This window comes from Roseibium sp. (assembly GCF_965233565.1).
In the GTDB taxonomy this organism is placed as follows: domain Bacteria; phylum Pseudomonadota; class Alphaproteobacteria; order Rhizobiales; family Stappiaceae; genus Roseibium.
Genome location: NZ_OZ247494.1, coordinates 3740476 through 3760845, shown reverse-complemented (window position 1 = coordinate 3760845; position 20370 = coordinate 3740476). Strand labels below are relative to the sequence as shown.

The following is a 20370-nucleotide window of genomic DNA, read 5'->3' as shown; positions in this document are numbered from 1 at the left end:
TCTAAGGTCAGGCCCCCTCCAACAATCGCGGTGGCGCTCCCGAGCCAAGTTCCTCCACGAAGACCTCGCCATCCTTGCGCTCCAGGCGCATCATGGTCCAGCGAGCCGCGGGCAGGTTGCAGGCGTGACGTCCGAAAAGGCACTGGATTTGCGGGACACGCCGGTAATCCGGCTCCGACCAGATCGACCTTGCAACGGCATGATACCCTCTCAGGTATCCACGCAGCGTGTATTCGCTGACATACCAGACGTCGCCATCGGCCAGGTCAATGAGACCGGTCGGGCGGCCTTTTGGAAATGTCCCGCCCCAGGTCCAGGACAAGGCACCGTCCGTTTTCTGCTCCAGGAAGTGATGCGCCATGACCTCATCAACGAACACCCTGTGACCGTCTTGAAGATCCTGACGATAGGTGGACAGAACCGCTTCCTGGTTGCCGGCTTCCCTGGAAAACACATAGAAGCTTGCGAAATTGACGGTCAGAACCAGAAACACCGTTGCAAACAGACCGGCCTTGAACACCTGCCAGCGCATGTTCAACACGGCATCGGCAGCCATCAGAAACACCATCGTGGCGGCCAGATTGCGGATCAAGGCCTTGTCATGGAGAAAGGCGCCAAGGCCTTGCCCAGCCGCCAGAGCCAGGCAATAGGCCGCCGCCAGCGGCGCCTTGCACCGAAACAGAACCCCGGCCACGGCAGCAAATATCAACGCGCGGAAGATCGCTTCATCATTGACGCCGCCACCGGTCGACCGGCTGGCGTGGTAGGTGAACTGTTCCAGAAACGCAGCGAACTCGAATTCGACGGAGACCGCGAACACCGCCAGCGCGAGCAGCAATGCGCAGCTGCCTTCCATGAAGATGCGCAGGAAAGAGGCCTGACGGTACCAGAGGCGCAGCCCTTCAATCACAGCAATGGCGCCGAGGCTCCAGGCAAAAACGGCAGGAGCCGCCAGAGGGGCGCAGCCGAGAAGAGCCATGCCGAGGATGTTGCAGCCTGTCTCAAAGTGGCCTTGTGCCCTTTCCCCCTGGACAGTTTTTCGCATCAGCGGCAACAGCAGCAAAAGTCCGGATAGGAACAAGACGGCCCCGGTCAGCTCCAGCCGGAACCCGGCGACGGCATAGGACGGGGCAAACATCAGCGGGGCAAACAAGGCCGCCAGACGCAGGTTGAGACGAAAGCTGAGCGACACGAACAGGAAGCTGGCCAGCGCGTAACAGAGAAACTCAAAAACAACCACTGTGGTTGTGTTCGCCCCGGCGAGGGCGAAAAACCAGCCGGCGAAGATCAGGTGCAGACGCGGTTGCAGGTGATAGGTTTCCAGCCCAGGAAATTGAACCGCAAGAAGCGGGTTCCAATGACGGCCGGTTTCAGCAAGTTCCATCGCCCAGGGAATGAAGAACAGGTCATCCACATTCGGCAAGGTCCGCGCAGGCCAGAAGAAAAACAGACCGCAGACAAGCGTCATCACCACCGCTGCCGCAAAGATAACCGGGCCTGACAGTGCTGGACCGATCCCCACATTTGATTTCGCGTCTTGTAACAAGCTGAACCTATTCCTGGCCGGGCCGTCCCCAAAAAGAAACCGGAAGCTCTTATTGCTCAAGAGCTCCCGGCTTCCAACTGTTTTCAATCCGTGCGGCCAATTGTGCCGCAGGAATTTCCTAGGAATGAATCGGCTTGGCAAAGGCGCCGAGCGCAGCTTCCTTGACGGCTTCCGACATGGTCGGATGCGCGTGGCAGGTGCGGGCCAGATCTTCCGAGGATCCGCCGAATTCCATCAGGACCGCCGCCTCGTGGATCATCTCGCCGCCGCCGAAACCGACAATGTGAACTCCCAGAACCCGGTCGGTCTTGGCATCGGCCAGGACCTTGGCAAAACCATCGGTCTTGTTCATGGCGCGGGCACGGCCGTTGGCGGTGAAGGCAAACTTGCCGACCTTGTAATCGATACCGGCGGCCTTGAGTTCCTCTTCGGTCTTGCCAACAGAGGCCACTTCCGGCTGGGTGTAAACAACACCCGGAATGACATCATAGTTCACATGACCGGCCTGACCGGCCAGGATCTCGGCAACGGCAACGCCTTCATCCTCGGCCTTGTGCGCCAGCATCGGGCCGACCACCACATCACCGATGGCATAGATGCCTTCGACATTGGTCTTGTAATGGGCATCGATCTGAACCCGGCCGCGCTCGTCCAGCGCAACGCCGGCCGTGTCGAGACCCAGGCCTTCGGTGTAGGGACGACGACCAATGGCAACGAGCACGATGTCGGCTTCGATAACCTCAGCGTCACCGCCCTTGGCCGGCTCGACCGATACCGCAAGGCCCTTGCCTTTCTTTTCAACGCCCGTGACCTTGGACGACAGCTTGAAGGCCATGCCCTGCTTTTTCAGCATGCGCTGGAAGTTCTTGGAAACGTCGCCATCCATCGGGCCGAGGATCTTGTCCATGAACTCGACCACTGTGACGTCCGAACCGAGACGGTTCCAGACCGACCCGAGCTCCAGTCCGATGACGCCGCCGCCGACGACCACCATCTTGCCGGGCACCTTGTCCAGCTCGAGTGCACCGGTGGAAGACACGATCTGCTTTTCGTCGATCTCGACACCTGGCAGCGGCATGACATCGGAGCCGGTGGCAATGACAACGTTCCTGGTTTCCAGAATAGTGGCCTTGCCGTCATCGGCCGTGACTTCGACCTTGCCCTGACCAAGCAGCTTGCCGGTGCCGGTATGAACGTCGATCTTGTTCTTCTTCATCAGGAAGGCGATGCCGTTGACATTGGCATCCACGACGTCGGACTTGTGTTTCATCATGCCTGGCAGGTCGAGCTTCGGCTTGTTGACCTTGATACCGATTTTCTCAAACCCGTGGCCGGCTTCCTCGAACATCTCCGAGGCGTGCAGCAGGGCCTTGGACGGGATACAGCCGATGTTGAGGCAGGTGCCGCCAAGCGTTGCGCGTTTCTCGACGACGGCGGTCTTCAGACCGAGCTGAGCCGCCTTGATGGCGCAAACATAGCCGCCTGGGCCGGTACCGATGACGACAAGATCATATTGGGACATTGTGGTCGCCTTTGTCTCTTTCACTTCTGGTTAGACTTCAAATTCATGGCAGGATCGCGCGTCCCCCGGAAACATCCAGGATGGCGCCAGTGGTGTAGCTGGATTGGTCGGACAGGAGCCAGAGGATGGCGTCCGCCACCTCGTCGGCGGAGCCCGCGCGTTTCATTGGCAGCCGCGACTGCAACTGTGCAACGCGATCCGGAATGCCGCCGGAGGCATGAATGTCCGTGTCGATGATACCGGGGCGGACGCCGTTCACACGAATGCCTTCATCGGCAACTTCCAGTGCGAGCCCGACGGTCATCGTGTCGATCGCGCCCTTGGAGGCAGCGTAGTCGACATACTGACCGGGCGAACCGATTTTCGAGGCGGCCGACCCGAGATTGACGATGACACCGCCAGAGCCGCCGTGTTTGGTGGACATGCGCTTGACAGCTTCGCGGGCACAGAGAAACGAACCGATGACGTTAATGGAAAACATCCGGGTCAGACGTTCCAGTGACATTTCATCGACCCGCTGAGACAGGTCGACGACACCCGCGTTGTTCACAAGACCCGCCAGGCGTCCAAGCTTGTCAGCTTCTGCAAAGAGATGCAGGACATCGGCTTCGTTCTGCACATCCGCCTTAACGGCAACCGCCTTGCCGCCTGCCGCTTCGACCTCCGCAACCGTTTGCGCCGCAGCGGCTTCATTGCCGGCATAGTTGACCACGACCACTCTGCCGGGTGCGGCAAGCTTGCGGCAGATGCTGGCACCTATGCCCCGGCTCCCGCCAGTGATGATGTAAACGTCTTCGGACATGTTGTCTCCGGATGAGACTGATGGGTCGGGTTAGCGGATGGGTCGAAGCGTCTCGGAAGCTCGCCCGGCGGCCCAGGTGCCGTTGAGCGTGCCGTCGGCATTGATCTGGTAAATCACCGGGTCGGCTTCGCCCCAGTCGATCACCAGCGTATTGCCGGTCAGTGGCCCCTGGCCGTGAAAGGTCTGGCCCGCGATGTCCCAACGGAAGAAGGCCGTGTTTTCCTTGACCGTAATCGTGACCCGTCCCTCGTAACGGCTGCCGTTGGGATTGAGGCCCTGCACCTGATAGGCACCTTCGATCTGCGGCGCATAGACGGCTTTGGGAGCGGCTGGCGCCGGTGTCGTCAGCGTTGCGACCAACGGCATGGCCAGCACCATGAGACACATTGCAGTTCCAAGCCGTTTGATGAGCGGTAACAGAGACGCTTTTGGTGTCCGGATCGCCATCGCAAGTCTCCCCGTCAGATCACTGTTCCGCCAGCGCCAGGCGCAGTCCGAACCCGGCAAAGGTTGCGGCAACCGTGCGGCGCATCCACACCATGACCGTGTCACTACGCAGGACCTTCTCGCCGACCAGGGCTGCGAAAAGGCCGTAGACCACGAAGACCGCGAAAGTCATCGCCATGAAGACACCACCGAGCAGCAGCATGTCCAAAGTCGGGTTGACGGCGGCCGGGTCAACGAATTGCGGCAGGAAAGCCAGGAAGAAAACCGTCAGTTTCGGATTGAGGATGTTGATCAGAAAGCCGGTGCGCGCGGTCGCAAGGAAACTCTTGCGCGCACTCTTGTCAGCTTTCAGATCCAACGGCCCGCTGTCCTTCAGCGTCTGCCAGGCCAGGTAGAGCAGATAGGCAACGCCGGCATATTTGACGGCGGTGAACACCAGGGCACTTGTGTGCATCAGGGCGGCGATGCCGACCACCGACGCAAGGATCGCCGGTATGATGCCGAGCGTGCAGCCGAAGGCAGCGGCAATCGATGCCTTCCGGCCCTTGCCGAGACCAACGGCCACCGTGTAGACGACCCCGGTTCCGGGGACCAGCACCACGATCAGGGCGGTAATCAGAAATTCCAGGCTCATGATGCGGTCCTCCAGGGTCGTTTCAGGTGACTGGCCCGGATCAGAGATCCAGAACCAGGCGCTGCGGGTCTTCCAGGCTTTCCTTGACGCGCACCAGGAAGGTCACGGCTTCCTTGCCGTCAACGATCCGGTGATCATAGGAAAGCGCCAGATACATCATCGGGCGGATCACCACCTGGCCGTTCACGGCCATCGGGCGTTCCTGGATCTTGTGCATGCCCAGGATGCCCGACTGCGGCGCATTCAGGATCGGCGAGGACATCAGCGAGCCGTAGACACCGCCATTGGAGATGGTGAAGGTACCGCCGGACATGTCCGCCATGCCGAGCTTGCCGTCCCGAGCCTTGCGGCCGAGATTGCCGATTTCCTTTTCGATTTCGGCAATGGACATCTCGTCGGCATCACGCACCACCGGAACCACCAGCCCCTTGTCGGTGCCAACGGCAACGCCGATGTGACAGAAGTTCTTGTAGATAATGTCGGTGCCGTCGATCTCGGCGTTGACGGCCGGGATCTCCTTCAGCGCGTGGGTCACGGCCTTGGTGAAGAAACCCATGAAGCCAAGCTTGACGCCATGTTTCTTCTCAAAGAGGTCCTTGTACTGCTTGCGCAATTCCATGACCGGGCCCATGTCGACCTCGTTATAGGTCGTCAGCATGGCCGCGGTGTTCTGGGCATCTTTCAGGCGGCGCGCAATGGTCTGGCGCAGCTTTGTCATGCGAACACGCTCTTCGCGCACCTCATCCTGGGCGTTGACCGGACCGCGCGGAATGGCTGCCGGAGCCGGAGCGGCTGAGGCGGTTGCACCGGAGGCGATGGCGTTGATGACGTCTTCCTTCAACACCTGGCCACGCTTGCCGGAACCGGCCACCTGGTCGGCGCTGAGGTTGTTTTCAGCCATCATCTTCTGGGCGGACGGCGCTGCCGGCATCGAGGTGCCAGTGACGGCAGCCGGAGCCGGAGCCGGAGCCGATGCAGCGGCGGCCGGAGCCGCGGCAGCGCCCGCACCGGACGGATCGATCTGGCAGAGCAGGACACCCGGCTCGACTGTGGTGCCGGTTTCAGCGGCGATCTTGACGACCGTGCCGGCAACCGGTGCCGGAACTTCCTGGGCAGCCTTGTCGGTTTCCAGTTCGACCAGCGTGTCGTCGGCCTTGACGGTGTCACCGACCTTCACGCTCCATTCACCGACTTCGGCTTCGGTGACGGATTCGCCGGCGCTCGGCGTGACCACGTCGACCAGCTCGGTTTTTGTTGCCGCTTTGGCCTGCGGTTCGTTGTCCTGCCTGGCGGGAGCGGCGGCGGCTGCGCCTGTGCCTTCGGCGATCTGGCCCAGAAGCGCGCCGACCTCGACGGTGTCGCCTTCCTTGACCACGATGCTTTCCAGGACCCCTGCGGCAGGGGCCGGAACTTCAACCGTCACCTTGTCGGTTTCCAGTTCGACAAGCGGCTCGTCCTGGGCAATAGCGTCGCCCGGTTTTTTGAACCATTGTGCGATGGTTGCTTCAGAAACGGATTCACCCAGCGTGGGCACGCGAATTTCGGTTGCCATGGTCGCCTTCTCTTAAAATTACCTGGCCAAATTTTGAGAAGAGGGCCCGAAGGCCCTCTCAAGGATTAGTCTCCGAGCGCTTCTTCGAGGAACGCCTGCAGCTGCGCCAGATGCGCGGACATCAGACCGGTCGCGGTCGAGGCCATTGCGTTGCGGCCGGCATAGCGCGGGCGCTGGTGCTTGGCGTCGATCTGACCCAGGACCCACTCGATATACGGCTCGACGAAGAACCAGCTGCCCATGTTTTTCGGCTCTTCCTGACACCAGACCATCTCGGCCTGCGGGAAGCGCGCCAGTTCAAGCATGAGCGCCTTTTTCGGGAACGGGTACAGCTGCTCGACACGCATCAGGTAGACGTCGTTGATGCCGCGCTTCTCGCGCTCTTCGAAGAGGTCGTAATAGACCTTGCCCGAACACATCACGACCCGCCGGATCTTGTCGTCCGCAACCAGCTTGCCGTCGGCATTGAGGTTGTGACCCCAATCGTCCCAAAGCAGCCGGTGGAAGGTTGAATCCGGACCGAGTTCCTCGATCTTCGATACCGCCTTCTTGTGGCGCAGAAGCGATTTCGGCGTCATCAGGATCAGCGGCTTGCGGATGTCGCGGCGCAGCTGACGGCGCAGGATGTGGAAGTAGTTGGCCGGTGTCGAACAGTTCGCCACCTGCATGTTGTCTTCCGCGCAGAGTTGAAGGAACCGCTCCAGGCGGGCGGAGGAGTGTTCCGGACCCTGGCCCTCGTAGCCATGCGGCAGCAGGCAGACGAGACCGGACATGCGCAACCACTTGCGTTCGCCCGACGAGATGAACTGGTCGAACAGAACCTGCGCGCCATTGGCAAAGTCGCCGAACTGGGCTTCCCACATGGTCAGCGCCCGCGGCTCGGCCAGCGAGTAGCCGTATTCAAAGCCAAGCACAGCCTCTTCCGACAGCATCGAGTTGATGACCTCGTAGCGCTGCTGGTTGGGCGAAATGTGGTTCAGCGGAATGTAACGGCTTTCGTCTTCCTGGTCGTAGAGCACGGAGTGGCGCTGCGAGAAGGTGCCGCGTTCGCAGTCCTGACCGGACAGGCGGATCGGATGGCCTTCCTTCAGAAGCGACGCGAATGCGAGCGCTTCGGCGGTGGCCCAATCGATGCCCTCTCCGGTCTCGACCATGCGCTCCCGGTGGTTCATGAAGCGCGCAATCGTGCGGTGAATGTTGAAGCCATCCGGCACATGGGTCAGCGCCCGGCCGATTTCCTTCAATTCGTCAACCGGAAGACCGGTTTCGCCGCGGCGCGGATCTTCTTCGTCATCGGCCCGTTTCAGGCCGGACCACTTGCCGTCCAGCCAGTCGGCCTTGTTCGGCTTGAAGGCCTGGCCGCTGTCGAACTCGATGTCCAGATGCTTGCGCCAGTCGGCTTTCATCCGGTCGACTTCTTCCTGGCTCAGAACGCCTTCATTGACCAGGCGCTCGGAATAGAGCTGAAGCGTCGTCGCGTGCTTGCGGATCTTGCGGTACATGATCGGCTGCGTGAACGCCGGCTCGTCGCCCTCGTTGTGGCCGAAGCGGCGGTAGCAGATCATGTCGATGACGACGGGGCGGTGGAACGTCTGGCGGAACTCGATCGCGATCTTGGCCGCGAAGACAACCGCTTCCGGATCATCCGCATTGACGTGGAAGATCGGCGATTCAATCACCTTCGCCATGTCCGACGGATAGGGCGAGGAACGCGAGAAACGCGGGTTGGTGGTGAAGCCGATCTGGTTGTTGATGATCACATGGATCGAACCACCGGTGCGGTGCCCGCGCAGGGCGGACAGACCGAAACACTCGGCCACGACACCCTGGCCGGCAAAGGCCGCATCGCCGTGCAGCAGCAGCGGCAGAACCGTGCCGCGATCGACTTCGGTCGTCTCGATGAAGTTGCCGTTTTCGTCCGCTGCGAGCTGATCCTGCTTGGCGCGGGACTTGCCGAGGACGACCGGGTTCACGATTTCCAGGTGCGACGGGTTCGCCGTCAGCGACAGGTGAACGTTGTTGTCGTCGAAGGTCCGGTCGGAGGACGCACCGAGGTGGTACTTCACGTCGCCGGAGCCTTCCACTTCGTCCGGGGCGTAGGACCCGCCCTTGAACTCGTGGAAAATGGCGCGATGCGGTTTACCCATCACCTGGGACAGCACGTTCAGACGGCCGCGGTGGGCCATGCCGAGCACGATGTCCTTCAGACCCATCTGGCCGCCGCGCTTGATGATCTGCTCAAGCGCCGGGATCAGGGCCTCGCCGCCATCCAGGCCGAAACGCTTGGTGCCGGTGTATTTGACATCCAGGAACTTTTCGAAGCCCTCGGCCTCGACCAGCTTGTTCAGGATCGCCTTCTTGCCTTCCGAGGTGAAGGCCACCTGCTTGTCCGGGCCCTCGATGCGCTCCTGGATCCAGGCCTTGGCGGCCGGATCGGAAATGTGCATGAACTCGACGCCGAGGGTCGAGCAATAAGTCCGCTTCAGAATTTCCAGCATCTCGCGGATGGTGGCGTATTCGAGGCCGAGTACGTGATCGATGAAGATCTTGCGGTCCCAGTCGGCTTCGACAAAGCCGTAAGAAGACGGGTGCAGTTCTTCGTGGTCGCCCTTGCCGGCCAGCCCGAGCGGGTCGAGATCGGCGTGCAGGTGACCGCGCATGCGGTAGGCACGGATCATCATCAGGGCGCGCACGGAGTCGCGGGTCGCCTGATGGACCTCGGTGTCGGAAATCGGCGCGCCCTTGGCTTCCGCCTTCTTCTTCAGCTTGTCGCCGATCTTCTGTTCGATCGGACCCCAGTTGCCGTCAAAGGCATTGACCAGGTCGCCATTGGCCTCGATCGGCCAGTCCTTGCGTTTCCAGGTTGCCCCGCGTGCTTCCTTCAGGACGGCGTCTTTCTCGTCCTGGAAGGCAGCAAAGAAGTCCCGCCACTCGGCATCGACCGAGTTCGGATCTGTCTTGTACTGTGCGTAGAGGTCTTCGATATAGGCTGCGTTGGCGCCGTAAAGCAACGACGTCAGTGCGAATACGTTGTTCGCTTCCTGCCGTGCCATGTCCTTTAGCGGAGGGCTGCTCCGCCCTTTTTGTTTAGGCGGGCCGAAAATATGACCCGCGGCCGGTTCCCTAACATGACCGGTGCCAGGTTCCCCTGTTTCACCAGCCCCTCGAATATTGGGCGCGGCACAATCGGCGCCGCAACCCACCTTTCACCATGCAGCAGAAAACGTAAACAGTTTCCGCCTCCTGCCACAGATAATCCTGGTTTTTAGCCCTTCAAGACTTCGAGAAGCGTCTCGCCGAGCTTTGCCGGAGACGGCGACACCTTGATGCCGGCCTCTTCCATGGCCGCGATCTTGTCTTCCGCGCCGCCCTTGCCGCCGGAAATCACCGCGCCGGCGTGGCCCATGGTGCGGCCCGGAGGCGCCGTGCGGCCTGCGATGAAGCCGGCCATCGGCTTCGAACGGCCCTTCCTGGCTTCGTCCTTCAGGAACTGCGCGGCTTCCTCTTCGGCCGAACCACCGATCTCGCCGATCATGATGATCGACTGGGTCTCGTCATCGGCCAGGAACATTTCCAGGACGTCGATGAACTCGGTGCCCTTGACCGGGTCGCCGCCGATGCCGACAGCCGTGGTCTGACCGAGGCCGGCATTGGTGGTCTGGAAGACCGCCTCATAAGTCAGCGTGCCGGAGCGGGACACCACCCCGACGGAGCCCTTCTTGAAGATGGAGCCCGGCATGATGCCGATCTTGCACTCTTCCGGGGTCAGGATGCCCGGGCAGTTCGGGCCGAGCAGCCGCGAGTTGGACTTGTCCAGCTTGGCCTTGACCTTGACCATGTCGGCCACCGGGATGCCTTCGGTGATGCAGACGATGAACGGAATTTCCGCTTCGATCGCCTCGATGATCGCAGCGCCCGCGCCTGCCGGCGGGACATAGATCACGGAGGCGTCCGCACCGGTGGCTTCCCTGGCTTCGCCAACGGAAGCAAAGATCGGCAGCTGAGCAGCGCTTTCCACGCTGCCCCAGGTCTCGCCACCCTTTTTCGGATGAACGCCGGCCACCATCTTGGTGCCGTAATATTCCAGTGCCTGTTCCGTGTGGAACGTGCCGGTCTTACCGGTCAGGCCCTGAACGATGATTTTCGTGTCTTTATTAACGAGGATGGACATTTACGCGCCCCCCTTCACGGCTTTCACGATTTTCTGGGCGGCGTCGTCGAGATCATCGGCAGCGATCACGTTCAGACCGCTTTCGTTGATGATCTTCTTGCCGAGTTCCACGTTGGTGCCTTCCAGGCGGACAACGAGCGGAACCTGCAGGCCGACTTCCCTGACGGCTGCCACCACGCCTTCCGCGATCACGTCGCAGCGCATGATGCCGCCGAAGATGTTGACCAGAATGCCCTTCACGTTCGGATCGGAGGTGATGATCTTGAACGCGGCCGTCACCTTCTCTTTCGAAGCGCCACCACCCACATCGAGGAAGTTGGCCGGCTCGGCACCGTAGAGCTTGATGATGTCCATGGTCGCCATGGCAAGGCCGGCGCCATTGACCATGCAGCCGATGTCGCCATCGAGGGCGACATACGCCAGATCGTGCTTGGAGGCTTCGATTTCCTTGGCGTCTTCCTCGGTGACGTCGCGCAGCGCCATGATGTCGTCGTGGCGGAAGAGCGCGTTGCCGTCGAAGGAGACCTTGGCGTCGAGAACGCGCAGGCGGCCGTCCTTCATGACGATCAGCGGGTTCACTTCCAGAAGGCTCATGTCCTTTTCGACAAAGGCCTTGTGCAGGATCGGGAACAGGGTCATGCCGTCTTCGCGGGCCGCACCGGAGAGTTCCAGAGCATCGCAAAGCTTGCCGGCGTCTGCCTCGGTGACGCCGGTCTCCGGGTCGATCGGCAGGGTGATGATCTTTTCAGGGGTCTCTTCGGCAACCGCCTCGATGTCCATGCCGCCCTCGGTGGAGACGACAAACGCCGGACGGCCGACGGTACGGTCCACCAGGATGGAGAGGTAAAGCTCGCGCTCGATGTCGGCGCCGTCTTCAATATAGAGACGGTTGACCACCTTGCCGGCCGGACCGGTCTGCTTGGTGACCAGCGTGTTGCCAAGCATTTCCTTGGCATGCGCGGTGACTTCGTCCAGCGAGAAGGCCAGGCGAACGCCGCCCTTGGCGTCTTCGGAAAGTTCCTTGAACTTGCCCTTGCCGCGGCCGCCGGCATGGATCTGGGTCTTGACCACCCAGAGCGGGCCCGGCAGCTGCTTCGCGGCTGCTTCAGCTTCGTCGGCCGAGAAAATGGCGACGCCCTCAGCCACCGGTGCGCCGAACTCCTTCAGCACGGCCTTGGCCTGATATTCATGAATGTTCATGGTGTTCCCCCGTGATCGGCAGACCGCCCCGGCTTGACACCGGGCGCAGCCCTAACGGTTTCAGGTCAGTGCCGCTTGTTAAGCGAGCGCCGGCTGAATTTTCTTACAGGCTTCGACCAGGCCGTCGACGGACGCGACCGACTTGTCGAAATTGGCTTTCTCGTCGCCCTGCAGGTCGATCTCGATGACGCGCTCGACACCTTCGGAACCGATCACGACCGGAACACCCACATAGGTGTCCTTCAGGCCATACTGGCCGTCGAGGGCAGCAGCACAAGGCAGAACGCGCTTCTTGTCCTTCAGGTAGCTCTCGGCCATGGAGATGGCGGAGGAAGCCGGAGCGTAGAACGCGGAGCCGGTTTTCAGAAGGCCGACGATTTCCGCGCCGCCGTCCCGGGTGCGCTGGACGATCTCTTCCAGACGCTCGGCCGTGCACCAGCCCATCTTGACCAGGTCGGTCAGCGGAATACCGGCGACGGTGGAGTAACGGGTCAGCGGAACCATGGTGTCGCCATGGCCGCCCAGAACGAAGGCGGTGACGTCTTCAACGGAAACGTTGAACTCGTCCGCCAGAAAGTAGCGGAAGCGGGCGCTGTCGAGCACGCCGGCCATGCCGACAACCTTGTTTTTCGGCAGGCCGGAGAATTTCTGCAGAGCCCAGACCATGGCGTCGAGCGGGTTGGTGATGCAGATGACAAACGCGTTCGGGGCGTATTTCGCGATACCGGCGCCGACCTGCTCCATGACCTTCAGGTTGATTTCCAGAAGATCGTCACGGCTCATGCCGGGCTTGCGCGGAACACCTGCGGTGACGATGACAACGTCGGAGCCTTCGATGGCTTCGTAGGTGTTGGCACCTGCCAGCTTGGCATCAAAGCCGTCGACCGGGGAGGATTCTGCGAGATCGAGCGCCTTGCCCTGAGGCATGCCTTCCGCGATGTCGAAGAGTACGATGTCTCCCAGTTCCTTCAAACCTGCCAGATGAGCGAGCGTGCCGCCGATCTGACCCGAGCCGATCAAGGCAATCTTGTTCCGCGTCATATCGAAAGTTTCCCTTTACGTAAGATGGAACTCTATGCCATCCTGTGATGACTGAGGATGGCCTACTCCCTTTGCTTCGGGCGCGCAACCTCGCCAAAAGAATATTGCGCAAACCAAGGCAAAATTTCTCAAATCTTCCCGCCTGCATAATTCCCCTATACGGAATGCAGACTTATGCGTGTGCTGCCCTGTTTTCTCCCGCAAGATACGCCTCGGACCGCATTTCGATCAATCTGGACGCCGTACGGTCGAACTCAAAGGCCTCCGTGCCGTCTTCACCGACATAAAGATCCTGGGGTTCGGCCTCTGCCGAGACGACAAGCTTGATGCCGTTATCGTAAAGTGTGTCAATCAGGTTGATGAACCGCTTGGCCTCGTTGCGGCGCGCCCTCGACAACACCGGTACATTGTCCAGAAACACCGTGCTGTAGGCATTTGCAATTCGCAGATAGTCGCTGGCGCCGAGCGGCTGCATGCACAGATCGTCAAAGGTAAAGCGCGCCGCGCCGGAGGCGACAACGGGCACCGGGATCTTGCGGCCCTTGTTCTCCAGCTCCTCGGCATGCGGCTTCATGCCGTGCGTCAGCTTGGTGAACAGCGCATCCATCTGTGCCGTCGATGCTTCCCCGAGCGGGGTGACGTAGATCGGCGCGCCGGCCAGCTTTTCCAGGCGGTAGTCCGTCGGCGAATCCAGATGCAGGATTTCCACTTTCGAGGACAGCATCTGGATGAAGGGCACGAACAGCTGCCGGTTGAGGCCATCCTTGTAAAGCTTTGACGGCTCCACATTCGACGTTGCCACCACAATCACGCCGCGCTCGAACAGCTGCGTGAACAGCCTTCCAAGGATCATCGCGTCGGCGATGTCGGTGACGGAGAACTCATCGAAGAGCAGAAGCCGTGTCTCGTCGGCGATCTGGACAGCCACCGGAGGAATCGGATCGTCACCCTTGACCTCGCCGCGCTTGTGCGCCTGGCGGTGTTCGTGGATCCGCTCGTGCACATCGGTCATGAACTCGTGGAAATGCACGCGGCGTTTGCGGCGGATCACCGTGACCTCGTAAAAGAGATCCATCAGCATGGTCTTGCCGCGACCGACCCCGCCCCACATGTAGAGCCCCTGAACAGAGGCCCAGAGCTGGTTCTTCTTGTTTGCAAAGAGCCAGCCGAGTGAACTCTTCTTGGAGGCGAGCCTGGTTTCGGCGAGGCGGGTGTTGAGGAGATCGAGCTGGCGCACCGCCTCCCGTTGAACGGGGTCTTCCGAAATCTCGCCAGACGCGACAAGGGCGTCATAACGAGCGCTCAGGGCGCGGTTGACCGGCAGTTCCATCTTCAAGGGTGCTGCTCCCTCCATGAGACTTCATGGGGTTAGGTTGTCACCACAACCCGGGACGTGATCTTGGCGCGGGATTAAGGTCAAAACGTCGCAGATGCAAGTCACGAAATGCGTTGAAAATGATACATGAATTCACACACATGTCATTTAACCGATTGAAACAGGCCGCCTTTCGGCAAGCTGACGCAGGTGGCGCGCTTACAACTCCGCCGACCCGAAAGCCATCCCACCCTGCAGTGCAATTGCACCCGGCAACGGAAAGTGCCCGGCACACAAAGCATGCGCAGATGATGCTCTTCGTTTCAAAAGGATCTGAAATTCCGGAAGGCAAGTAAAACCAAAACACCCGCAGCCTTGGTGGGAGTGCTGCGGGTGCAGGGCACGGGAGGGCTTGCCCCGTGCGGGAGGAACCGGTCCGTCAAACGTCGGCCGTGGTCAGCGGCCAGCAAATTGGCTTACATGTGCTGCGCTCGTTGAACGCAGATGACCGGATCTCTCCTTTTGAAGCGACCAACCGCCGGCCATTTAACAGGAGCCAGCTGATCAGTCTCTGATCTAGCGCAACAGCAAGGTCGCCTTGCGACCGCTCTGGATCTCCTGAAGATAAAGCAGCTGGGCGACCAGATAGCATTCCGACTGGTCGTCCATGTTGGCCTTCCGGCCACGGCCATCGGTCAAGAGCCAGGCATTTCCGGACTTGACGACGTCACATTCAATTGGCGATTTCGGGTCCAGCCCAATCTTTTCACAAAGATCGTGCCCAACCTGACTGTCCGTATCGTTGTCGAGACCCTTCATTTCCATACGCAGGCTGCGATAGGCCTTGTGCACGGACAATGTAGCGACGACAGCAGTCGTAACTTCGTCGCCGTTCATCGACGCAAAGCGCAGAACGCCGCCTTCCTGAGGGATGCTGTTGCTTGAACAGGGGGTCCGTTGAACGTCGCCCAGCGTCGTCCACTCGGACCGCAACGTGACCGTTGCCGGTTGGCGGAGCGCCAGCATTTCCTTTGCCAGACGTTTTTCAGCAGCTTTCTGAGGGGCTCTGGCCGGTCGTTCCGCACGGCTGGCCGCCGCAGCGACCGTTCCGCCGATCCTCAGACGCCGGAACACGATGACATCGCGCATCAGATCCGTGCGTTCGACACGCCAGCCTGCGTCGAGCCAGGCATTTTGATGCACCAAGCTTCCGCCGGAGTTTGCCCACCAGGTCCGGTGTTCCCGTGCGCTTCTTGGAAGCGTCGACCCGATGATATCTTCAACTTCGTTCAGCTTGGCAGCCCAGACCACATCTTCCAGACGCGCCAGGTGTTCCCGCAATGGTTCGTATTTTGACATTCGCACAGCCTTTCCGGTAGCCATGCAAATATACACCTATAACGCGTATTGTCCAGCATTAATACGGAGACCGTTTAACGGAACAGCGAGATGGGCTGTCCGGAAGAGGTTTGACCGTTAAACTGCCCGGAAGCGCTGGAGTAAAGCTGTGCGACGATCAGGCCCGCACCGTCCTTCAACACCACCTGGTTGCCGTTCAGATCCCAGGCGGAGATCCCGGACAGCACAGGGCTGTTACAACCTCTGGTATTTGCCCGGTAGCCGCCCGACCAGGTGGTCAGGGTCATGAAGGCCATGCAGCTATCTCCGGCAGACGTCAGCTTCCAACCGCCCAGAAGATCGGTACGGCCGACTTCCTTGGCACCCGCGGGAGCGGCAACGGGGTTGCTGGCCAGATCGGTCGGTTGTGCCGACGGATCGTTCAGGCCCGCCCCCGATGCATTCGGGTCAAGCGGGGTCAGCGTGCCTGCATCTACCGGCGTCGTGGGTGTCGCAGGCAGCGGCGCTGCGTAGTTAGGGCTTCTGGAAAAGCGCTGGCAGCCTGCGGCCAGGATTACCAACCCGACGACCAATACCAATTTTCCCGCGCGCATCATGACGAATCATTCCCTCACCATCGTCCCAATATGGGAGCATCTCTTAGCCTAGAATTTGGCGAAAATCCAAAAACCTGGCCACATTGCCCGTCTTCAGAGGCAGATCTCCCGCTAGGCAGCGGGTGTGGCAACCGAAATCGACGGGCTGATCAGCTCATCCACCGCCACCGCAATCCGGTCGAAGTAGATTGAACAGGCGCTGAAACTCTGCGGAAAAGGCGGCTTTTCTGCGATGCTCCACCAATGGCTGGACGTTGTTGTCTTCCAATGGAGCGGGTAAGCGATCTGCGTCTGATCGGAAAGATAGATCACCCTGTCGGGCACCTCCGCATGCGGCATCAAAAATATGTCAACCGGCTTCGGCGCAAGACCTCGCGCCTTAACGCCGACGGCAGAAAGCAGCCGTTTCACATGTCGGTTCAAGTCCGCCGCCGGGTCGATACCCGCTGAAAAGGCACGTATCAGGCCATGTCCCCTGTCATTCAGATAGGCTTCTGCGAGAGGTGACAAAAGGCTGTTGTCCGGACATATGAACAAGACGGTGGTTTTCGGCACGGCGGGATCCCTCAAGACGTATCGTGGACCGAACAGCTGCCGGTCGGCGATGTCCCCCTAGCGTTCCGCCGGGAAAACTTTATGACAAAAAGGCACTGCGGCGGAAATTCATGAGGATATCTTTTCCCGGCCTGCTACAACGGCGCTTCTAACGCCGCAATTCGTCACGACCTGCCTTCAAGATGCCGGCAGCACCAGCCGGACAACCACATGGAGTGCCCGAATGCCCATCGCCCTTTGGTGTGTCCTCGTTGCCGCCATCCTGCCGATCCTGTCGGCGTTTCCCGCCAAGCTCGACAAACAGTTCAACAATGCAAAACCGCGCGATCCGAACTACTGGCGCGAAGGCTTTCGCGCGCGGGCCCAGGGCGCGCAGGCCAATGGTTTCGAGGCCTTTCCCCTGTTTGCCGTCGCCGTCTTTGTCGGCCTCAGCCAGGGTGGCGACCCGGAATGGATCGACCGGCTCGCGGTTCTTTTTATTTTGCTACGGCTGATTTACGTGTTCTGCTACTGGATGGACAGGGCGACGCCGCGCTCCATTTCCTGGTTCGCGGGGTTCCTGACCTGCATGGGACTTTTCACCAGCTCCCTGTGGAGCTGAGCCGCGTTGGCAACTGGCCTGAAAAGCAAATTGTTCAACGAGCATTTGCACCAAGAGGCTGATTTCGCTAACGATGCAGGAAAGTATCGCAGGGTTCCGAAGGGCAGAGGTGCATTGTGCGGACAACCGACCAGACGACTGACACCTTGCCGGCGCGCCGCCAGGCGGCGGCCCAGAAGCCGATTGCCGAGAAGCATATAGTCGACGTCCTGATCGCCGAGCGTGGCAAGCTCGTGATGGCCAGCCCCTGGTGGCCGATCATAAAACCCTTTGCGCACAAGATATTACGCTATTCTTCCGCCGTAGACATGGCCGACACGATCGCGGCCATGGAGGCTCAGGACGTGTTTGCGCATCTGAGCCGGCTTTTGACCCTCGACGTGACCACTCTTGGTCTGGACCGGGTTCCGGCAGAGGGGCCGGTCGTGCTTGTCTCAAATCACCCGACCGGTATTGCCGATGGCATCGTACTTTATGACGCCATCAAGTCTCGGCGTGCCGATCTGTCGATTTTTGCCAATCGCGACGCGATCCGTATCAATCCGCGCCTCGCAGACATGATCGTTCCGGTCGAATGGCGCGCAGATTTCAAGAGTCAGGAGAAGTCCAAGGAAACCCTGAAAATCGCCAGAGCGGCTTTTTCAAAGGAACGAGTGGTTGTTCTGTTTCCCTCCGGCCGCCTGGCCTACTGGAACGACGGCAAGCTGACCGAACGTCCCTGGATGACCTCCGCGCTTGCCCTGGCGCGCAAGAACAAGGCGCCGATCATCCCGATGCATATGGGCGGGCGAAACTCTGGCCTGTTCTATTTCCTGGCGCGTGTTTCCACCGAGCTGCGCGACATGACCGTCTTCAATGAGCTGCTCAACAAGAAGAGCGCCAAATTCAACGTGCATTTCGGCAAACCGATCCGTCCGGAACGGCTGAAGGGTGATCTCGGCCAACTGACCGAACAGATGCGGATCCACTGCGCCGAAACCCTGGCCGAAGACCCCGACGCCGAATTCTGATAATCCGCGCAGACTTCCACACAATGGTCATCCACAGGGTGCGCGTGAGCTTGATTGCCCTGGGACGGCGAATAAGACATGGTGCGGGAAAGCAAAGGAACCTGCCGGCCCATGTCCGCTTCGCCTGCAATCACCGCGGATGAACTCCCATCCCCCGTCTCGCATTCTGCTCCGCCCGTCCATGCGGACCCGAAACCGCTCGCGGTTCTGCAACAGGTTTTTGGTTATGGCAGTTTCCGGGGCAAACAACAGGCCGTCATCGAGACGCTGGTTGCCGGCAACGACGCGGTGGTGCTGTTCCCCACCGGAGCGGGCAAATCGCTCTGCTACCAGATCCCGGCGCTTTGCCGCCGCGGTGTCGGCATCGTAGTCTCGCCGCTGATTGCGTTGATGAAAGACCAGGTCGGAGCCCTCACGGCCGCCGGGGTCAAGGCCGCCGCCTTCAATTCCACCCTGTCGCAGGACGAACAGTTTTCGCTGCGCGACGCCTTGCGCCGCGGCGAAATCGACCTTCTCTATGTCACGCCGGAACGGCTTGGCATCGAAAGTTTCCGGTGCTTCCTGGACACGCTGGACATCGCCCTGTTTGCCATCGACGAGGCCCATTGTGTCAGCCAGTGGGGGCATGATTTCCGCCCCGAATACCTGTCGCTTTCCTGCCTGAAGGAACGTTATCCGGGCGTGCCAAGGGTCGCGCTGACAGCAACGGCCGATCCGCATACACAACAGGACATTCTGGCCCGTCTGCAGCTGGAAGACGCGGAAGTGTTCTCCACGAGTTTCGACCGGCCGAACATCCGCTACGAAATCGTCGAGCGCACCAATCAGCGTCAGCAGCTTCTGGATTTCCTGAAGAAGCACGAGGGAGAAAGCGGCATTGTCTATTGCCTCAGCCGGGCGAAGGTTGAAGACATTGCCGACTGGCTGACATCAAAGGGCGTCAAGGCACTGCCCTATCACGCCGGCTTGCCGGCGGAGCGGCGTGCAGCCAATCAGGATGCCTTTTTGCTGGAAGAAGGTTTATGCCTGGTGGCAACGGTTGCCTTCGGCATGGGCATCGACAAACCGGATGTGCGCTATGTCGCCCATCTGGATCTGCCGTCTTCGGTGGAAGCCTACTACCAGGAAACAGGCCGGGCGGGACGCGACGGCGCACCCTCCGAAGCCTTCATGGCTTATGGCATGGCCGATCTTGTTCAGCGCCGCCGCATGATTGCGGAAGGCGATGCACCGGACGAGGTCAAACGGGCAGAAAATGCCAAGCTGAATGCGCTGTTGGGCATCTGCGAGACGGCTGGATGCCGGCGCCAGGCGCTTCTGGCGCATTTCGGCGAAACCTATCCCGAGCCCTGCGGCAATTGCGATACCTGTCTGTCACCGGTAGAGACCTGGGACGGCACCGAGGCCGCGCAGAAACTGATGTCCGCCATCTACCGGACCGGCCAAAGGTTCGGCGCCGGTCATGTCATCGATGTCCTGCTGGGAAAAAGCAACGAAAAGACAACCCGTTTCGGACATGAGAACCTCTCCGTCTTCGGCATCGGGGAGGATGTTCCGCAAAAGACCTGGCAGTCCATCGCAAGGCAATTGGTGGCCGCCGGCTTTGTCGATGTCGACCACGCCCATTTCGGCGCCCTGATCCTGACCGAGAAGGCCCGGTCGGTGTTGCGCGGAGATGAAAGACTGGCCCTGCGCAAGGACCGCAGCGCAGCGGGACTGAAGAAGACCCGCACCTCGCGAACCGCCTCGATTGCGGACGAACTCGATCATGACGACAAGCTTCTGTTCGAGCGGCTGCGCCGACTCAGAACCCAGATTGCCAGAGATCAGAGCGTGCCGCCTTACGTGGTGTTTCCGGATGCAACACTTGCCGGTATCGCGGCGGCCAGACCGATCACGCCGGAAGCCATGCTTGCCGTTTCCGGCGTCGGACAATCCAAACTCGAGAAGTATGGTGAAACATTTCTCGATGTGGTCGAAGCGTTTGAAGCCGGTGTATGATTTTGTTTACCTTAACGA

The 20370-nt window shown here is 60.4% G+C and carries 17 protein-coding genes; 3 read left to right on the top strand and 14 right to left on the bottom strand.

What is annotated here, in order from left to right:
* Window positions 1–7 precede the first annotated feature (7 nt).
* The 14 genes from ACO6TG_RS17320 to ACO6TG_RS17255 form a co-directional block, all read right to left on the bottom strand.
* Window positions 8–1522 carry a hypothetical protein gene (locus tag ACO6TG_RS17320; RefSeq protein WP_422374336.1) on the bottom strand — a complete coding sequence of 505 codons (1515 nt, stop codon included), beginning with the start codon at window positions 1520–1522 and terminating at the stop codon, window positions 8–10.
* A 142-nt stretch (window positions 1523–1664) separates the two neighbouring features.
* Window positions 1665–3068, bottom strand: coding sequence for a dihydrolipoyl dehydrogenase (gene lpdA / locus ACO6TG_RS17315; RefSeq protein WP_422374335.1), 1404 nt, complete (start codon window positions 3066–3068; stop codon window positions 1665–1667).
* A 43-nt stretch (window positions 3069–3111) separates the two neighbouring features.
* A complete protein-coding gene (locus ACO6TG_RS17310; protein WP_422374334.1) occupies window positions 3112–3870 on the bottom strand; it encodes an SDR family oxidoreductase in 759 nt (252 codons plus the stop codon).
* Window positions 3871–3900: 30 nt separating this feature from the next.
* A complete protein-coding gene (locus ACO6TG_RS17305; protein WP_422374333.1) occupies window positions 3901–4317 on the bottom strand; it encodes a hypothetical protein in 417 nt (138 codons plus the stop codon).
* 19 nt (window positions 4318–4336) lie between these two features.
* Complete coding sequence (locus ACO6TG_RS17300; protein ID WP_422374332.1) at window positions 4337–4951, bottom strand: LysE family translocator; 615 nt, start codon at window positions 4949–4951, stop codon at window positions 4337–4339.
* Between the two features lie 40 nt (window positions 4952–4991).
* Window positions 4992–6503: a 2-oxoglutarate dehydrogenase complex dihydrolipoyllysine-residue succinyltransferase gene (gene odhB / locus ACO6TG_RS17295; RefSeq protein ID WP_422374331.1), complete on the bottom strand. Its 1512-nt coding sequence runs from the start codon at window positions 6501–6503 to the stop codon at window positions 4992–4994.
* Window positions 6504–6568: 65 nt separating this feature from the next.
* Window positions 6569–9556 carry a 2-oxoglutarate dehydrogenase E1 component gene (locus ACO6TG_RS17290; RefSeq protein ID WP_422374330.1) on the bottom strand — a complete coding sequence of 996 codons (2988 nt, stop codon included), beginning with the start codon at window positions 9554–9556 and terminating at the stop codon, window positions 6569–6571.
* 212 nt (window positions 9557–9768) lie between these two features.
* The gene (gene sucD, locus ACO6TG_RS17285) at window positions 9769–10674 is read right to left on the bottom strand and encodes a succinate--CoA ligase subunit alpha (protein WP_422374329.1); all 906 of its coding nucleotides are present in this window, start codon (window positions 10672–10674) and stop codon (window positions 9769–9771) included.
* The gene (gene sucC, locus ACO6TG_RS17280; RefSeq protein WP_422374328.1) at window positions 10675–11874 is read right to left on the bottom strand and encodes an ADP-forming succinate--CoA ligase subunit beta; all 1200 of its coding nucleotides are present in this window, start codon (window positions 11872–11874) and stop codon (window positions 10675–10677) included.
* Between the two features lie 78 nt (window positions 11875–11952).
* On the bottom strand, window positions 11953–12915 hold the full coding sequence (mdh, locus tag ACO6TG_RS17275; RefSeq protein WP_422374327.1) for a malate dehydrogenase: 963 nt from the start codon (window positions 12913–12915) through the stop codon (window positions 11953–11955).
* A 172-nt stretch (window positions 12916–13087) separates the two neighbouring features.
* On the bottom strand, window positions 13088–14245 hold the full coding sequence (gene zapE / locus ACO6TG_RS17270; protein ID WP_422378900.1) for a cell division protein ZapE: 1158 nt from the start codon (window positions 14243–14245) through the stop codon (window positions 13088–13090).
* Between the two features lie 561 nt (window positions 14246–14806).
* On the bottom strand, window positions 14807–15589 hold the full coding sequence (locus tag ACO6TG_RS17265; protein ID WP_422374326.1) for a DUF7662 domain-containing protein: 783 nt from the start codon (window positions 15587–15589) through the stop codon (window positions 14807–14809).
* 74 nt (window positions 15590–15663) lie between these two features.
* Window positions 15664–16185, bottom strand: a complete 522-nt coding sequence (locus ACO6TG_RS17260; protein ID WP_422374325.1) for a protease inhibitor Inh/omp19 family protein — start codon at window positions 16183–16185, stop codon at window positions 15664–15666.
* 111 nt (window positions 16186–16296) lie between these two features.
* Complete coding sequence (locus tag ACO6TG_RS17255) at window positions 16297–16695, bottom strand: low molecular weight phosphatase family protein (RefSeq protein ID WP_422374324.1); 399 nt, start codon at window positions 16693–16695, stop codon at window positions 16297–16299.
* A gap of 268 nt (window positions 16696–16963) precedes the next feature.
* On the opposite strand from ACO6TG_RS17255, the gene ACO6TG_RS17250 reads away from it, so the two are divergent.
* The 3 genes from ACO6TG_RS17250 (at window position 16964) to recQ (ending at window position 20352) form a co-directional block, all read left to right on the top strand.
* Window positions 16964–17341: an MAPEG family protein gene (locus ACO6TG_RS17250; RefSeq protein ID WP_422374323.1), complete on the top strand. Its 378-nt coding sequence runs from the start codon at window positions 16964–16966 to the stop codon at window positions 17339–17341.
* A gap of 116 nt (window positions 17342–17457) precedes the next feature.
* On the top strand, window positions 17458–18351 hold the full coding sequence (locus ACO6TG_RS17245; RefSeq protein WP_422374322.1) for a GNAT family N-acetyltransferase: 894 nt from the start codon (window positions 17458–17460) through the stop codon (window positions 18349–18351).
* Between the two features lie 111 nt (window positions 18352–18462).
* Window positions 18463–20352 carry a DNA helicase RecQ gene (recQ, locus tag ACO6TG_RS17240; RefSeq protein WP_422374321.1) on the top strand — a complete coding sequence of 630 codons (1890 nt, stop codon included), beginning with the start codon at window positions 18463–18465 and terminating at the stop codon, window positions 20350–20352.
* The last annotated feature ends 18 nt before the right edge of the window (window positions 20353–20370 follow it).

Excerpts from the sequence above, each read along its gene's own strand:
- lpdA (WP_422374335.1), bottom strand. The coding sequence starts at position 3,068 with ATGTCCCAATATGATCTTGTCGTCATCGGTACCGGCCCAGGCGGCTAT.
- ACO6TG_RS17310 (WP_422374334.1), bottom strand. The coding sequence starts at position 3,870 with ATGTCCGAAGACGTTTACATCATCACTGGCGGGAGCCGGGGCATAGGT.
- ACO6TG_RS17305 (WP_422374333.1), bottom strand. The coding sequence starts at position 4,317 with ATGGCGATCCGGACACCAAAAGCGTCTCTGTTACCGCTCATCAAACGG.
- ACO6TG_RS17300 (WP_422374332.1), bottom strand. The coding sequence starts at position 4,951 with ATGAGCCTGGAATTTCTGATTACCGCCCTGATCGTGGTGCTGGTCCCC.
- odhB (WP_422374331.1), bottom strand. The coding sequence starts at position 6,503 with ATGGCAACCGAAATTCGCGTGCCCACGCTGGGTGAATCCGTTTCTGAA.
- ACO6TG_RS17290 (WP_422374330.1), bottom strand. The coding sequence starts at position 9,556 with ATGGCACGGCAGGAAGCGAACAACGTATTCGCACTGACGTCGTTGCTT.
- sucD (WP_422374329.1), bottom strand. The coding sequence starts at position 10,674 with ATGTCCATCCTCGTTAATAAAGACACGAAAATCATCGTTCAGGGCCTG.
- sucC (WP_422374328.1), bottom strand. The coding sequence starts at position 11,874 with ATGAACATTCATGAATATCAGGCCAAGGCCGTGCTGAAGGAGTTCGGC.
- mdh (WP_422374327.1), bottom strand. The coding sequence starts at position 12,915 with ATGACGCGGAACAAGATTGCCTTGATCGGCTCGGGTCAGATCGGCGGC.
- zapE (WP_422378900.1), bottom strand. The coding sequence starts at position 14,245 with ATGGAACTGCCGGTCAACCGCGCCCTGAGCGCTCGTTATGACGCCCTT.
- ACO6TG_RS17265 (WP_422374326.1), bottom strand. The coding sequence starts at position 15,589 with ATGTCAAAATACGAACCATTGCGGGAACACCTGGCGCGTCTGGAAGAT.
- ACO6TG_RS17260 (WP_422374325.1), bottom strand. The coding sequence starts at position 16,185 with ATGATGCGCGCGGGAAAATTGGTATTGGTCGTCGGGTTGGTAATCCTG.
- ACO6TG_RS17250 (WP_422374323.1), top strand. The coding sequence starts at position 16,964 with ATGCCCATCGCCCTTTGGTGTGTCCTCGTTGCCGCCATCCTGCCGATC.
- recQ (WP_422374321.1), top strand. The coding sequence starts at position 18,463 with ATGTCCGCTTCGCCTGCAATCACCGCGGATGAACTCCCATCCCCCGTC.